We start from the raw sequence: 16,090 nt of genomic DNA, 5'->3' as shown, positions 1-16,090 counted from the left end.
ACCACTAAAAAATTAAAAAGAATGGCAAAAGAAATTGAAACGTACGTCAAACTCCAGGTTAAAGGAGGACAAGCAAATCCAGCACCACCTATTGGACCAGCTCTAGGTTCCAAAGGTGTGAATATTATGGAATTTTGCAAGCAGTTCAACGCAAGAACACAAGATCAAAACGGAAAGGTATTACCTGTTGTGTTAACGGTATACAAAGACAAATCATTTGACTTTGTAATTAAAACCCCACCTACTCCGATATTGTTATTAGAGGCTTTAAAAGCAAAAACCGGTTCAAAGGAAAGTAATCGTCTTAAGATAGGAAGTGTAACTTGGGATCAGGTAAAAACGATAGCAGAAACTAAAATGCCAGACCTCAACTGTTTCACAGTAGAGTCTGCTATGAAGATGGTAGCAGGTACAGCTAGAAGTCTTGGTATCACGGTGTCAGGAACAGCTCCATGGGATAATAATTAATTGCTGACAACTGAAATATTTAACTGAATCAACTGAAAAACTATAAAGTATGTCACGTATAACGAAAAAGAGAAAAGAAATAAATAAGCTAGTAGATAGCGCAAAATTATATTCTATTGATGAAGCTTCCAATCTTGTCAAAAAGGTGAATACCACCAAATTTGACGCATCAGTAGATTTACACATTAGATTGGGAATAGACCCTCGTAAGGCTGATCAGGCGTTGAGAGGTACCGTATCGCTTCCAAATGGTTCGGGAAAGTCTAAATCCGTCTTAGTATTCTGTAAGCCTGAAAAAGAAGCCGATGCTAAAGCAGCAGGAGCAGACTATGTAGGCTTGGAAGAATATATTACAAAAATCGAGCAAGGATGGACAGACATAGACGTGATCATCGCTACCCCTGATGTCATGGCTACTATTGCCAAACTTGGTCGTGTATTAGGTCCTCGTAACTTGATGCCAAACCCTAAGTCAGGAACTGTTACACCAGACGTAGCCAAGGCTGTAGAGGAGGTAAAGAAAGGAAAAATAGCCTTTAGAGTGGATAAATTTGGTATCGTACACTCTTCAATAGGCAGAATTTCTTTCTCTCCTGAGCAAATCAAGCAAAATGCCGAAGAATTTATTTCTACATTGGTAAAGATGAAGCCTAGTACTGCAAAAGGAACATATATGAAGTCTATTTCTATGGCTTCTACTATGAGTCCAGGTATTAATATTGACACAAAATCTGTAAGTAGTATTTAGTTATGAAGAAATCTCAAAAAAGCGAAGTAATAGAATCACTCAAGCAGAAGTTTGACGATGCCACCTTTTTCTATTTTATAGATGAATCGACTTTGTCAGCAGACAAAACCTCTAAATTGAGAAGAGCTGCATTTGACAAGGGGATTAGCTATTCAGTAGTTAAGAACACATTGATAAAAAAAGCACTAGAGCAGTCCAATAAGAGTGCTGATTCTATGTATGATGTACTGCATGGCCCTACAGCAGTATTTTTCTCGACTAATTCGAATGATATAGCTAAGCTTATCAAGGAATTCAGAGGAGAAGATGCTAAGCCTGAATTAAAAGCAGCTTATATAGATTCTGATGTATTCATTGGCGATGGTGAGTTGAAAAACTTAGTTGCCTTGAAATCCAAATCTGAATTGCTCGGTGAAATTATCGGACTTCTACAATCACCTGCTACCAACCTTATCAGCGCCCTTCAAGGAAATGCTGGCAACAAGATTGGCAGCCTAGTAAAAGCACTAGAAGAAAAAGCTCAATAAAACAAATCAAGTATTTAAACAATTAAAATAAACATTTAAATTTAATAATCATGGCAGATTTAAAAGCAATGGCAGAAAGTTTAGTAAGCCTTTCTGTAAAAGAAGTAAAAGAATTAGCAGACATTCTTAAGAATGATTATGGTATAGAGCCAGCTGCTGCTGCACCAGTAATGATGGCTGGTGGTGGCGGAGGAGCTGCTCCAGCTGCTGCTGAAAAAACTGAGTTTGACGTAGTACTAGTAAGTGCTGGTGGAACGAAACTAAACGTAGTAAAAGTAGTTAAAGACGTTACAGGTTTAGGTTTGAAAGAAGCTAAAGATATCGTAGATGCTAATGGTGTAGTGAAGGAGAAAGCTTCTAAGGCAGATGCAGAAAACATCAAGAAGCAACTAGAGGAAGCAGGAGCTACTGTAGAGCTAAAGTAATTTGATCCTTGGTTCTCAGGGACAAATTAGACAAATAATCGTATAAGGCTTGTATCATATGGTACAGGCCTAAATACGTTTATGAAAATGACATCAAGGTGTAGTCAAAGACTTATGATGTAAACCTAACTTTTGACAAAAAAAAACAACCCAATAATATGCCACAAGCTAGCAAAGCAGTAAGAGTCAATTTTGGCAAAGCAAAAGTAAAATCAGAATATCCAAATTTATTGGATATACAAAGACAGTCCTTTAAGGAATTTTTTCAGGTAGATACCACTCAGGATCTACGAAATAAGGAAGAACTATACAGAGTTTTTGAGGAGAATTTCCCTATTTCAGATGCGAGAAATATTTTCTTGCTCGAATTTTTAGAGTATCATATTGATCCACCGAGATACTCCATAGAAGAGTCTATACAACGAGGTCTTACATACTCGGTTCCATTGAGAGCTAAGTTGAGATTGTCATGTAATGATGAAGAACACGTAGATTTTAAAACAATAGTACAAGATGTCTTTTTGGGAAATATCCCTTACATGACCGATAAAGGTACATTTATAATAAACGGTGCAGAGAGAGTAGTAGTCACGCAATTACACAGATCTCCTTCCGTATTTTTTGGACAATCCGTTCACCCGAATGGTACCTCCATATATTCTGCACGAGTAATTCCTTTCAAAGGAGCTTGGATGGAATTTGCTACTGATATCAATAATGTGATGTATGCATATATTGATAGAAAGAAGAAGTTTCCAGTAACCATGCTACTAAGAGCTATTGGATATGATACAGATAGAGATATCTTGAATCTTTTTGATATAGCGGATGAGGTAAAAGTAACCAAAGCCAATGTAAAAAAATTAGTGGGTAGAAAGTTAGCTGCCAGATTACTCAAAACATGGGTAGAAGACTTTGTAGATGAAGATACAGGGGAGGTTGTTTCTATTGAAAGAAATGAGGTCATTTTTGAAAGAGATATGATTATCTCAGATGAGATGACTGATAGAATTATAGAAGCGCAAATTGAAACAGTTACACTTCAAAAAGAGGAGAGTGTTCTAGATTATTCGATTATCTATAATACGTTACAAAAAGATACATCAAACAGTGAAAAAGAGGCATTAAATACCATCTACAGGCAGTTAAGAGGCGTAGAGGCTCCAGATGATGAAACAGCAAGAGATGTTATCGATAAACTATTCTTCTCTGATAGAAGATATGATTTAGGCGAAGTAGGTCGATTCAAAATCAATCAAAAGTTGAATTTAGATGTGCCTATGGAAACCAAAATTTTGACTAAAAAAGATATCGTAGCTATCGTGAGCTATATGGTAGAATTAGTCAATGGTAGAGCAGAGATTGATGATATCGATCACTTGAGTAATAGAAGAGTAAGAACAGTTGGTGAACAATTGTTTGCTCAGTTTTCTCTAGGTCTATCCAGAATGGCTAGAACTATTCGCGAACGTATGAATGTAAGAGACAACGAAGTATTCTCTCCGATTGATTTGATTAATTCTCGCTCTTTGAGTTCTGTGATTAACTCATTTTTCGGTACTTCACAGTTGTCACAATTCTTAGACCAGACAAATCCATTAGCTGAAATTACGAATAAGAGAAGGGTATCTGCTTTAGGCCCTGGAGGTTTGAGTAGAGAGCGTGCAGGTTTCGAAGTACGAGACGTTCACTATTCTCATTATGGTAGATTATGTACTATCGAAACACCAGAAGGACCAAATATCGGTTTGATTTCAACTTTATGTGTATACGCAAAAGTAAACGATAGAGGATTTTTGGAAACTCCTTACTTAAAGGTCAAGGATGGGAAAATAGACTTAAAGGCTAAGGCTGAATATCTCTCTGCTGATGATGAAGATGAAAAAATAATAGCTCAAGCTAAAATAAACATTTCAGATAGCGGAAAGATCGAGGATGATGCAATCGTGGCTAGAGAACAAGGTGACTTCCCATTGGTAACTCCCGAAGCGCTGGATTATATAGACGTAGCACCGAATCAAATTGTAGGTGTTTCAGCTTCTTTAATTCCATTTTTAGAGCATGATGATGCAAACAGAGCCTTGATGGGATCGAACATGCAAAGACAGGCAGTGCCTTTGTTAAAACCACAATCGCCGATTGTCGGTACTGGATTTGAAGCTATTGTAGCTCAGGATTCTAATAATCTTCTAAACGCAGAAGGAAATGGAGAAGTCGTATATGTAGATTCTGAAAGAATCCAAGTACTTTATGAAAGAACAGAAGATGAGAAAATAGTGAATTTCGATGATGAAATTACCACCTATCATCTACCTAAGTTTAAGCGCACCAACCAAGGAACTTGTATTAACCTAAAGCCTATCGTAAAGAAAGGAGAAAAAGTAACTAAGGGTCAGGTACTTTGCGAAGGTTTCGCTACGAATCAAGGGGAGTTAGCACTCGGACAGAATTTGAAGGTAGCATTCATGCCATGGAAAGGTTACAATTTCGAAGATGCGATCGTTATCTCTGAGCGAATTTTGAAGGATGACATATTTACTTCTGTTCATATAGAAGAGTATGATCTGGAGGTGAGAGATACCAAGTTAGGCGAAGAAGAGCTTACTGCAGATATTCCGAATGTTTCTGAAGATGCTACCAAAGATCTTGGAAAAGATGGAATCATTCGATTAGGAGCCAGAGTGAAAGAAGGAGATATTTTGGTAGGAAAGGTTACTCCTAAAGGTGAGACAGATCCTACTCCTGAAGAAAAACTTTTAAGAGCTATATTTGGTGATAAGGCGGGCGATGTGAAAGATGCTTCACTAAAAGCTCCACCAAGTGCGGAAGGTATCGTGATTGATACAAAAGTGTTTACAAGAGCGAATAAGGAGACAAAGAAAAAAGGAAAGGAGAAAATAGCTTTGGACACTTTAGAAAGTGAATTTGAGGCTAATTCAAAAAAGCTTAAAACTGTTCTTTTTGATAAGTTAGGTAAATTGTTGGCAGGAAAAACATCGAACTCTATAAAGAATTTCTTTAAGGAGGAAGTGGTAGCTAAAGGCTCTAAATTTACAGCGAAGGTTCTTTCAGATATCGAATACAAAGATGTAGACGGCAATAACTGGACTTCGGATGAAAAGACGAATGAACTTGTCAAGCAGGTGATTCACAACTTTAACTTGAAGTTAAATGAAATCACGGGTTACTACAAGAGAGAGAAGTATAATATTACTATCGGAGACGAATTACCAAATGGTGTTCTTCAATTAGCTAAAGTACATTTAGCTGTGAAGAGAAAATTAAAAGTGGGTGATAAGTTGGCGGGACGTCATGGTAACAAAGGTATCGTGGCCAAGATAGTGCGCGAAGAGGATATGCCTTTCTTAGAAAACGGTGAGCCATTAGATATAGTGTTGAATCCACTAGGTGTACCTTCACGTATGAACTTGGGTCAGGTATACGAGTCTGTTCTTGGATGGGCAGGTTTAAAACTAGGAGTGAAATTCGCTACGCCTGTATTAGATGGCGCTACAGTTAAGGAAATCGACGAATGGATGAAGAAAGCAGATCTTCCACATCTAGGGTCTACCTATTTGTATGATGGTGAAACAGGAGATCGTTTTGACCAAAAGACTACGGTAGGAGTTATCTATATGCTGAAATTAAGTCACATGGTCGATGATAAAATGCACGCTCGTTCTACAGGTCCTTACTCATTGATTACTCAGCAGCCGCTTGGTGGTAAAGCTCAGTTCGGAGGTCAGCGTTTTGGAGAGATGGAGGTTTGGGCTATCGAAGCTTATGGTGCCGCAAATATTTTGAGAGAATTGTTAACTATCAAATCCGATGATATTCCTGGTAGAGCTAAAGCATACGAGGCTATTGTAAAAGGTGATAATATTCCTCAATTCGGTCTTCCAGAATCCTTCAATGTATTGGCGCATGAATTAAGAGGCTTGGCGCTAGATTTAAGATTTGATTAAACTGAAGCAATCAGTGGTTAGAGGTATGTGTTCAGTATGTTAATACAAACTGATATCTTTTAACTGACTACTGACCACCAAATAAACTAAATAAACTAAATAAACTGTCAACTAAAATTATGGCATATATCAATAGAGGAACAGCACAAGTAAAGAATGACTTTAGATCATTGACGATTACCTTGGCATCACCTGATGCTATTAAGGAAAGATCAAGAGGCGAAGTTACAAAGCCGGAAACCATTAACTATCGTACCTACAAGCCTGAGAGAGATGGTTTGTTTTGCGAGAAAGTATTTGGACCGGTAAAGGATTATGAGTGCTATTGCGGTAAGTATAAAAGAATCCGCTACAAGGGCACTATTTGCGATCGATGTGGTGTAGAGGTAACTGAGAAAAAAGTAAGAAGAGAGCGTATGGGTCATATCCAATTGGTGGTGCCCGTAGTTCATATTTGGTATTTTAGATCCTTGCCAAATAAAATTGGTTACTTATTGGGAGTAAGCTCTAAGAATATCGAGAGTATCGTTTATTATGAGAAATACGTTGTGATTCAGGCAGGTGCTGCTAAAGGTGAACTCAATGTCATAAACGAGAAAGGTGAGCAAGAAGTAAGAAGCTATCAAAGAATGGATTTATTGACTGAGGAGGAATATTTAGCTGCTATGTCTAGTCCGGAGTTATCCAATAACTATATGTTAGACGATAAGGACCCTAATAAATTCATCGCTAAGATGGGTGGCGAAGCAATTCGTGATTTATTGACTTCTATTGATCTAGATAATTTATCATATGATTTAAGAAATCAGGCTCAGACAGAATCTTCAAGACAAAGAAAGCAAGAAGCTTTGAAGAGATTGAGTGTGGTAGAAGCATTCAGAGAGGCGAATACAAGAATTGAGAACAGGCCTGAATGGACTGTTATCAGTTTGTTGCCAGTAGTACCTCCTGAATTGAGACCTCTAGTTCCATTGGATGGTGGTCGATTTGCATCTTCAGATTTGAATGATCTTTATAGAAGGGTCATTATAAGAAATAATCGATTGAAGAGATTGGTAGAGATTAAAGCACCAGAGGTCATCTTGAGAAATGAAAAGAGAATGCTTCAAGAAGCCGTTGATTCCTTGTTTGATAATTCTAGAAAATCTAATGCAGTAAAAGCAGAAGGAGGAAGAGCCTTAAAATCTATTTCTGATTCATTAAAAGGTAAGCAAGGTCGTTTTCGTCAAAACTTATTGGGTAAAAGGGTTGACTATTCGGGTCGTTCTGTTATTGTGGTAGGACCTACACTTCAAATGCATGAGTGTGGTTTGCCTAAAGATATGGCGGCAGAATTATTTAAGCCATTTATCATTAGAAAATTGATTGAAAGAGGTATTGTACGAACAGTAAAATCTGCTAAAAAATTAGTAGATAGAAAAGATGCTGTTATCTGGGATATCTTAGAAAATATTTTAAAGGGTCACCCTGTCTTATTGAACAGAGCACCGACACTACATAGACTATCTATTCAGGCTTTTATGCCTAAACTAGTCGAAGGTAAAGCTATCAGACTGCACCCATTGGTTACTACAGCATTCAACGCGGACTTTGACGGTGACCAGATGGCGGTGCACGTCCCACTCAGCAATGAGGCTATTTTAGAAGGTCAGTTGTTGATGCTTTCTTCGCATAATATCCTAAACCCGCAAAACGGTACACCTGTAACACTTCCTTCTCAGGACATGGTTCTCGGACTTTACTATATGACAAATATTAAAGAGTCTACACCTGAGAATCCAGTCAAAGGTTCAGGTAAAGTTTTCTATTCTATAGAAGAAGTTATCATAGCATATAATGAAGGTAAGGTGGATTTACATGCTGCTATTAAATGCCGCGTGAATGTAGAAGAGAACGGGGAAATGAAAATGAAGTTGATTGAAACTTCAGTAGGGCGTGTACTTGCAAATCAGTACGTTCCAGAAGAAGTCGGATTTATCAATCAGTTACTTTCTAAGAAAGCGTTAAAAGATATCATTTCGAATATTATTGAAAAAACAAGTGTTAAGCGCACAGCCATGTTTTTGGATGATATCAAAAATCTCGGATTTACAATGGCCTTTAAAGGTGGATTATCATTCAACTTAGAGGATGTATTGACTCCGGAGATTAAGAAGAAACAAGTAGACATTGCTAAGGAACAAGTTTCAGAAATCAACGGACTTCATAACGAAGGTCATATTACAGAAAGAGAAAGATACAATCAGGTTGTAGATACATGGGAGAAAATGGATAGAAATATCACCATGGATCTTATGAATAGATTAAAGAAAGATAAAGGAGGATTTAACTCTATCTATATGATGCTGGACTCCGGTGCGAGAGGTTCTCGTGCTCAGATCAAGCAGCTGGGTGGTGTACGGGGTCTAATGAACAAGCCTAAGAAATCAGGTGTGACTGGTGAGCAGGACGTTGTAGAAAACCCGATTTTATCTTCATTGAAAGAAGGACTTTCAGCTTGGGAATACTTTATCTCTACGCATGGTGCTAGAAAAGGTCTTGCGGATACGGCTTTGAAAACTGCGGATGCTGGATATTTGACAAGAAGATTAGTCGATGTAGCTCAGTCTGTTGTTATTTATGAAGAAGATTGTGGTACCTTGAGGGGTATAGAGACGACAGCCCTTATGAAAGAAGGTGTTGTGGTTGAACCATTGGGCGAAAGAATCGTAGGTAGAACTTCTTTACACAATGTATTCCATCCAGAGACAGATGAATTATTGGTTAATGCAGGACAAGAAATCACAAAGGCTATAGCGGATAAGATAGAAGCAGCAGAGATTGAAAGTATAGAAATTCGTTCCGTCCTTACATGTGAATCATCTCATGGAGTTTGTGTCAGATGTTATGGTAGAAATTTAGCTACGAATAGAATGAGTGAGATAGGAGACGCCGTCGGTGTGATCGCTGCCCAGTCCATCGGGGAACCAGGTACACAGTTGACTCTACGTACCTTCCACACAGGGGGTATCGCCTCTCTATCTAATACCGTCAATGAAATTAAAACAAGACACGAAGGTATCATTCGTTTAGATAGTGTTCGTTTTATCGAGTCAGAAGTCAGCGGTGAGAAAAAGAATGTCGTCATTGGACGTACAGGTGAGATGAGATTGATGAATAGTGCAGAAGATAAAGTCCTGCAAAGTGCTTACATACCTTACGGTGCCATATTGGATATAAAGGATGGTCAAAAAGTAGGCAAGGAAACAATAGTCTGTACTTGGGACCCATTTAACAACCTCATTATCTCAGAACAAGATGGTATAGTCGAGTATGATAGCATTGTCAATAACGTAACCTATAGAGAAGAGATCGTAGAGCAAACAGGCAATGTAGAGAAATTTATTATCGAATCAAGAAATAAGGCTATTTCACCTACCATTATTATTAAAGGCAAAGAGAATAAGACATATAACTTACCAGTAGGCGCTAGTTTAAATGTCGATAATAAACAAAAGATAAAGGCTGGAACAATTCTCGCAAAAATACCTAGAAACGTAGGTAAGTCTGGTGATATCACAGGTGGTCTACCTCGAGTTACCGAGTTATTTGAGGCTAGAAATCCATTGAATCCTGCAAAGGTAGCAGAGGTGGATGGTGTAGTAACCTTTGGAGGTATAAAAAGAGGTAATAGAGAAATCATAGTAACTCCAGTATCAGGAGAACCAAGAAAGTATCTTGTACCACTATCTAGTCAAATCCTTGTCCAAGAACAAGATTATGTGCGTTCTGGTACTCCATTATCTGATGGAAATATTGCCTTAGATGATATTTTAAGAATCAAAGGTGTGTTTGCTGTGCAGTCCTACTTAGTAAATGAAGTTCAAGAGGTATATCAAAGACAATCGGTAAAAATTAACGATAAACATATCGAAACAATCGTTCGTCAAATGATGTCTAAAGTTCTAGTTGATGATCCGGGTGATACTTCTTTCTTAGAAGGAGAGTCTGTAAATAAGTTTGATTTCTTAGCAGAAAATGATAATATTTTTGATAAGAAAGTAGTCGTAGACAACGGAGATAGTGAGAGGTATAAGAAAGGTCAAATTATTACAATCAGACAGCAACGTGAAGAAAATTCTCTGTTAAAGAGAAATGATAAGAAAACCATAGAGGTAAGAGATGCTGTAGCTGCTACTGCTTCTCCATTACTTGAGGGTATTACAAAAACTTCATTCGGTAGAGAGAGCTGGATATCGGCGGCTTCATTCCAGGAGACGACGAAAGTACTTTCTATGGCTTCTATTTCGGCTAGAAGAGACGATCTTATAGGATTGAAGGAGAATGTTATCGTCGGTCAACCAATTCCAGCTGGTACTGGTTTCCGTAAATTTGATAATATATTCGTCAATAAAAGAATCAATTCAGAGGCTTAGCATTTGTTATAATTCTAAGTAATAAAAGCGAGTGATGTTTATTGTCACTCGCTTTTTTGTATGTAATAAAAAATTAGCCTTGATATAATACCGTAAGCGTATTAGTAATAGTCCAATGTCGCATGGCTCATTGCACTAAACAAATACAGCTACGGCATTTACCATAGCAAGGTTTTAAAATGGATTGGACCATTTTAAAACCGCTATTGGTATAACTTTTCCGGAACCGAACGCCCAACGATATTCCCATCTTTAGATTTTCCTATGGTTTCGCTTTCATGATATTCCGCATCTTCATTGACATTCCATAGGTCATAAATATCTTCCCCTGCCAGAATATTTTTGACAGCCAGCATAGCTGTCATCATGCTATGATCTTGGTTGTTATATTTGTGCATACCATTGCGTCCTATCAGATAAATCCCCGAAAATTGATTAAGTGCTGCACGAATAACATTTATGTGATTTCTATAATCATGGTCATAAACAGGGTAGGCTTTTTGTTGACGAACTACATAGCCGTCAATAATGGCTGACTTACTTGCTAAACCAATTTGTATCATTTCCTTCGAAGCTAAATCTATTAACTCCTCATCCTTACTGTTCCACAAACCATCCCCTTCAAAACAAAAATACTCTAGACCATAGCACGCTGTCGTTGAATCAGGTACCATAAATGGGCTCCAACTTTTGAAATTTTGGATACGACCAACTTTGACATTCGGTTCATGGATGTATATCCAGTTATCATTGAACGCATCATCATCTTGGCAAATAAGTATGACTACTAGAAAATCTCGGTAATTAAGATTGTGTGCAGCTTCTATTACTTCGGTGTTCATTGACGGTGTTATATTAGGAATGATTTCTCGAATGGGTGCCGAAGATAAGACATAATCAAATCCTTCAAATGAATTACCTGTTAATGTTTTAATATTCCACTTTAGGTTGTTATAATCGAGTCCCGTAATTTCAGTATCCATTTCTAGTTTGATACCCATATCTAAGCACTTGTCGCGACAAGTCTCCCATAATTGTCCTGGACCTCTCTTTGGATATCGAAAGGAGTCAATTAAGGTTTTTATAACTTTAGTATTATCATTCGTTTTTTTAGATAGAAAAATAGCATTCCAGATGGCACTACTCAGAGATAAGCCTTTTATGCGCTGGGCGGCCCAGTCTGCAGAAATTTCCTTGCAAGAGATGCCCCACACTTTTTCCGTATACGTTCTAAAAAAAATCTGAAAGAGCCTGCTGCCAAATTGATTAGTGACCCATTCTTCAAAATTGGCTGGATGCTTTATTGGGAATAATTTAAACTTGAGATAGCTAAAGACACACCAAACGCTCTCTATTAGCCCTAATTTCATTAAAGCCTCTTTGGCGATGAGTGGGTATGAAAAGAAATTATTATTGTAATATATCCTCGAACTGCGCGGACGCTCCATCAATTCATCACCTAAAATCTCTGTCCAAAAATCTTCTACTTCCTTACTTTTAGAAAAAAAACGATGACCGCCTATATCGAATGCGTAGCCTTTATAGGTCTCAGTTCTAGAAATTCCCCCTACATACTGCGAGCTTTTTTCAAAAATTGTTACTTCTTGATTGGCTTTGCCTAAAAGATAAGCTGCAGTAAGTCCTGCAGGACCTGCACCAATAATTGCTATTTTTTTTATCATAATGTCTTCTCATCACAAATTTGCAGAAATAATTGGGAAACATAGAAGTTTTTAGATAAATTAGTATTTCATTCATAGGGCTTGGAATAGTCAAATAAGCTATCAAAACCTATATTTAAACAAACGTATGATTTTAATATCAAATACTTCAATCAGCTTTACAATTCTACTTATCTTAGCATTATGATTCGTCTCTACTTTATATTTATAGCACTATTTATAAGTTCTTCCATTCAGGGACAAACCTATTTCCCGCCTACAATTGGTAGTCAATGGGATACCATATCTCCACAGTCTCTTGGATGGTGCACGGATAAGATTACCCCGCTCTATTCATTTCTCGACAGCAATAATTCAAAAGCTTTTATTGTATTGAAGAATGGAAAGATTGTCTTAGAAAAATACTTCGGAACCTTCACTAAAGATAGCGCCTGGTACTGGGCCAGTGCTGGCAAGACTTTGACTGCGTTCTGCATAGGGATTGCGAATCAAGAAGGCAAGTTGAAACTAACAGATATGACCTCCAAATATCTCGGCAAAGGCTGGACGAGTATGACTCAAGCCCAAGAAGATAAGGTGACTATCTGGCATCAATTAACAATGACTTCGGGTATGATTGATTCAGGAGCATTTTTCGATTGTACGAATAAATTTTGTTTGCAATATAAAGCCGATGCTGGAACAAGATGGTCATATCACAATGCCCCTTATACGCTGTTAGATAGTGTCATTGAATCAGCTACCGGACAGAATTTAAATACTTTTGTCAATTCCAAAATAAAAACTACTACAGGTATGACTGGCTTATTCTTCAAGTCAGGATTTAATAATGTGTATTATAGCACACCGCGAAGTTTTGCCAGATTCGGTTTGCTTCTTATGAATAAAGGTGTATGGAATGGTACGGATTTATTAAAGGATTCCAACTATTTCAAATCTATGACTACATCCAGTCAGTCTTTGAATAAATCTTATGGCTATCTCACGTGGCTCAATGGCAAAGAAAGTTTTATGCTACCGAGCTTGCAAACAGTTTTCAACGGACAACTCTGCCCTGATGCTCCAGCAGAAATGTTTGCGGCCTTAGGAAAAAATGGTCAAATTATCAATGTCATTCCTTCACAAAATCTCGTCATGATTCGTATGGGAAATATGTGGACGACATCGAATGTGCCCAATGATTTTAATAACGAAATATGGAAGAGATTGAAGCAGGTGATATGCAGCACAAATGCATCTATCGCCCATAATAATAGTGAAATAACTATATTTCCCAATCCATGCTCAAACTATATTCAATTGAGTTCGGAAACTATGTTTTCAAATTTTCACATCACAAACATTTACGGACAAATAATCATGCATGGTCGAGCTTCTATTTACATTGATGTTCAATACTTAACTTCTGGAATTTATTTTCTAGAATTGATTGATGAGAATAGTTTGGCGACGAAAAGAAAGAGGTTTGAGAAGAGAGGAGAGTTCTAGCCATAAAAACATTAAGAATCATAGTTTTTAAGAACTAGAATTAGTAAAAAGGACTCCTTTTATTTTTATTTTATAGAATTGCAAATTCACAAAGTTAGCTCTAGCTTTCTAAGTGACCAATACCTAGCAATTTTTTTCACTTGATTTATTATTAATTATATAAATTTGTAACCATTGTGTAAGGTTAAACAACTTGGTTATGAAAGAATATTTGTCATTATCAGAGGTATCTGAACTAATTGGAAAAAGTAAGGAAACCCTTAGACGTTGGGATAGAGAGGGGAAGCTAACTGCAGTTAGAGAGCCTATGAGTAATTACAGAGTGTATAAACGAAAAGAAGTTGAAGTGCTTTTTTCAGATTTCGTAAACTCTGAAAATGAACATATTTCAAACTTTGAAAAACCGCTTAATGAATACTCTGTCTTAGAACTTTTTGCAGGTGCTGGAGGTCTAGCAGTTGGAATGGAAAAAGCTGGATTTAAATGTGTAGCTTTAAATGAAATTGATAAATGGGCATGTCAAACATTGAGAAAAAACAGACCAAATTGGAATGTTTTAGAAGGTGACATAAAGGACTATAATTTTTCAGAATATTATAATAAAGTTGATGTTGTTACAGGTGGATTTCCGTGTCAAGCGTTTAGTTATGCTGGAAAAAAGTTAGGACTTGCTGATGCTAGAGGGACTTTGTTTTATGAGTTTGCAAGGGTCGTTAAAGAAGTAAATCCACTAATTTGTATTGGAGAAAATGTTAGAGGGTTGTTAAGTCACGAAAATGGAAAAACATTGGAAGGAATGATTTCAATTTTAAATGAGATTGGATATAAAATTGTTCCTGTCCAAGTTTTAAAAGCAATAAATTATAAAGTTCCTCAAAAAAGAGAAAGATTGATATTAGTTGGAATTAGAAAGGATATTAGTATTCAATACGAATATCCTAAACCTCATAGTAAAATTTATTGTTTGAAGGATGCATTAAAAAAAGGGGAATTATATAATACCAATGTTCCAAAATCACCCGGCGTAAAATATCCTCAAAGTAAGAAAGTTATTTTAGACTTGGTTCCGCAAAAAGGATATTGGCGAGATTTGCCAATTGATATTCAAAAAAAATTTATGGGTGGGAGTTTTTATTTAGGTGGGGGTAAAACTGGTATCGCTAGGAGAATTGGTTGGGATGAGCCTTGTCTTACTCTTACTTGTAGTCCAGCTCAAAAACAAACAGAACGATGTCATCCTGAAGAAACAAGACCTTTCACTGTTAGAGAGTATGCTAGAATACAAACATTTCCAGATGATTGGTCTTTTGAAGGCTCTTTAGCTCAACAATATAAACAAATAGGGAATGCTGTTCCAGTTAGTTTAGGGGCAGAGGTCGGCTATTCAATAGTTAAATTTTTAAACCAGTATTATTCACGATATTCTATGAGTTAACTGACTATTTGTATTTTTTTTCTATCTCGATAGTTAACTTCTGAATGGTTTGATCTACTACTTTACTTGCATCAACTTCTAGAGCTACTTCTCCAATAGCATCTATCAGTTCAAAATAGAAATCATCTTTACCAGTTAGTCTATGCCAAAAGTCTTTACCAATGATAACAGGGTATGTACTACTAATTTTTTTGTAATGTGAGCTTAGTTCCGTATTTTCACCATAGACAACTCCAACAATCATATCATTTATACCAACATTAAGATTGTTAGTCCTAGCTAAAGTACGTACACCATTAAAATGGTTAATAATTGTAGTTACATCATCATGATTTATTGTGTTAGGACCAGCTTTTAATTGACAATATTTTTTATTGCCATCAATAGCATCGATAAATTCGATATCAATCCCTTGTGTTGTTGAGCCTAATCCTTGAAATAGTGAACTTATCAAATTTTGAATTTTCATACCAAATGAAGTATTAATTGAAGACCCCAAAATTCTTGGCAGTACTAATGCTCTTGCAATACTTTCTGAATCATCATTACCAGTTAAAAAGTTTGCTAAATACTTGAATAAAAATGGATTTACATTATACTCAGATAGCTTACTTGCCCTTTCACAAGCTCCTTCTATATGACTTTGAACTATCTCATTTCTGAAAAAGTTTTTTGCGTTTTCAATAATTTGGGCTCTTTGCTTACTATCCATTTCTAAATCTTTGTAAACAAAAATAGTTGTTTTCTTTAAATAGTAGGTGTTTCAAAGTTTAATGTAGATTGTCAATCTAATGAATTGAGTTAAATTGACGGTTTTTGCCTACTTGAAACTCCATTTATTGCTGGTAGATTTAAACCCATATTCCGTATTAGAAAATGCAGAATCGATTAAGAAATAGTATTTCAATCCCGTACGTAGGGGATTGAAACAATTTCT

General features: G+C 36.7%; 10 protein-coding genes. 8 read left to right on the top strand and 2 right to left on the bottom strand.

Features of this window, described 5'->3' with window-relative positions; translation table 11 throughout:
* Positions 1-21 precede the first annotated feature (21 nt).
* The 6 genes from rplK to rpoC all read left to right on the top strand — a co-directional run bounded on the left by rplK (position 22) and on the right by rpoC (position 10,548).
* Positions 22-468, top strand: coding sequence for a 50S ribosomal protein L11 (rplK, locus tag JNL75_03380; protein ID MBL7788862.1), 447 nt, complete (start codon positions 22-24; stop codon positions 466-468).
* 49 nt (positions 469-517) lie between these two features.
* Positions 518-1,216, top strand: a complete 699-nt coding sequence (locus tag JNL75_03375; GenBank protein MBL7788861.1) for a 50S ribosomal protein L1 — start codon at positions 518-520, stop codon at positions 1,214-1,216.
* A gap of 2 nt (positions 1,217-1,218) precedes the next feature.
* Positions 1,219-1,743: a 50S ribosomal protein L10 gene (locus JNL75_03370; GenBank protein MBL7788860.1), complete on the top strand. Its 525-nt coding sequence runs from the start codon at positions 1,219-1,221 to the stop codon at positions 1,741-1,743.
* 50 nt (positions 1,744-1,793) lie between these two features.
* Positions 1,794-2,168 carry a 50S ribosomal protein L7/L12 gene (gene rplL, locus JNL75_03365; GenBank protein MBL7788859.1) on the top strand — a complete coding sequence of 125 codons (375 nt, stop codon included), beginning with the start codon at positions 1,794-1,796 and terminating at the stop codon, positions 2,166-2,168.
* A 158-nt stretch (positions 2,169-2,326) separates the two neighbouring features.
* Entirely contained in the window at positions 2,327-6,133 is a 3,807-nt protein-coding gene (gene rpoB / locus JNL75_03360; GenBank protein ID MBL7788858.1) for a DNA-directed RNA polymerase subunit beta, read from the top strand.
* A 119-nt stretch (positions 6,134-6,252) separates the two neighbouring features.
* The gene (gene rpoC, locus JNL75_03355) at positions 6,253-10,548 is read left to right on the top strand and encodes a DNA-directed RNA polymerase subunit beta' (protein MBL7788857.1); all 4,296 of its coding nucleotides are present in this window, start codon (positions 6,253-6,255) and stop codon (positions 10,546-10,548) included.
* Positions 10,549-10,751: 203 nt separating this feature from the next.
* Here rpoC and JNL75_03350 read toward each other — a convergent pair whose 3' ends face one another.
* Positions 10,752-12,230: an NAD(P)/FAD-dependent oxidoreductase gene (locus JNL75_03350; protein MBL7788856.1), complete on the bottom strand. Its 1,479-nt coding sequence runs from the start codon at positions 12,228-12,230 to the stop codon at positions 10,752-10,754.
* A gap of 183 nt (positions 12,231-12,413) precedes the next feature.
* Between JNL75_03350 and JNL75_03345 the strand changes: the two genes are divergently transcribed.
* Positions 12,414-13,718 (top strand): serine hydrolase, encoded by a 1,305-nt coding sequence (locus JNL75_03345; protein MBL7788855.1) that lies wholly within the window; start codon positions 12,414-12,416, stop codon positions 13,716-13,718.
* A gap of 199 nt (positions 13,719-13,917) precedes the next feature.
* Complete coding sequence (gene dcm / locus JNL75_03340) at positions 13,918-15,153, top strand: DNA (cytosine-5-)-methyltransferase (protein MBL7788854.1); 1,236 nt, start codon at positions 13,918-13,920, stop codon at positions 15,151-15,153.
* Positions 15,154-15,157: 4 nt separating this feature from the next.
* Here dcm and JNL75_03335 read toward each other — a convergent pair whose 3' ends face one another.
* Positions 15,158-15,865, bottom strand: a complete 708-nt coding sequence (locus JNL75_03335) for a hypothetical protein (GenBank protein ID MBL7788853.1) — start codon at positions 15,863-15,865, stop codon at positions 15,158-15,160.
* Positions 15,866-16,090 lie beyond the last annotated feature (225 nt).

This window comes from Chitinophagales bacterium (assembly GCA_016787225.1).
Taxonomy (GTDB): Bacteria; Bacteroidota; Bacteroidia; order Chitinophagales; family JADJOU01; genus CHPMRC01.
This window is presented reverse-complemented; position numbering and strand designations above follow the sequence as displayed.

Bases quoted from the DNA above. Each gene is read 5' to 3' on its own strand.
- JNL75_03335 (MBL7788853.1), bottom strand. From the start codon at position 15,865: ATGGATAGTAAGCAAAGAGCCCAAATTATTGAAAACGCAAAAAACTTT.
- JNL75_03350 (MBL7788856.1), bottom strand. From the start codon at position 12,230: ATGATAAAAAAAATAGCAATTATTGGTGCAGGTCCTGCAGGACTTACT.
- rplL (MBL7788859.1), top strand. From the start codon at position 1,794: ATGGCAGATTTAAAAGCAATGGCAGAAAGTTTAGTAAGCCTTTCTGTA.
- rplK (MBL7788862.1), top strand. From the start codon at position 22: ATGGCAAAAGAAATTGAAACGTACGTCAAACTCCAGGTTAAAGGAGGA.
- rpoB (MBL7788858.1), top strand. From the start codon at position 2,327: ATGCCACAAGCTAGCAAAGCAGTAAGAGTCAATTTTGGCAAAGCAAAA.
- JNL75_03375 (MBL7788861.1), top strand. From the start codon at position 518: ATGTCACGTATAACGAAAAAGAGAAAAGAAATAAATAAGCTAGTAGAT.
- JNL75_03370 (MBL7788860.1), top strand. From the start codon at position 1,219: ATGAAGAAATCTCAAAAAAGCGAAGTAATAGAATCACTCAAGCAGAAG.
- dcm (MBL7788854.1), top strand. From the start codon at position 13,918: ATGAAAGAATATTTGTCATTATCAGAGGTATCTGAACTAATTGGAAAA.
- JNL75_03345 (MBL7788855.1), top strand. From the start codon at position 12,414: ATGATTCGTCTCTACTTTATATTTATAGCACTATTTATAAGTTCTTCC.
- rpoC (MBL7788857.1), top strand. From the start codon at position 6,253: ATGGCATATATCAATAGAGGAACAGCACAAGTAAAGAATGACTTTAGA.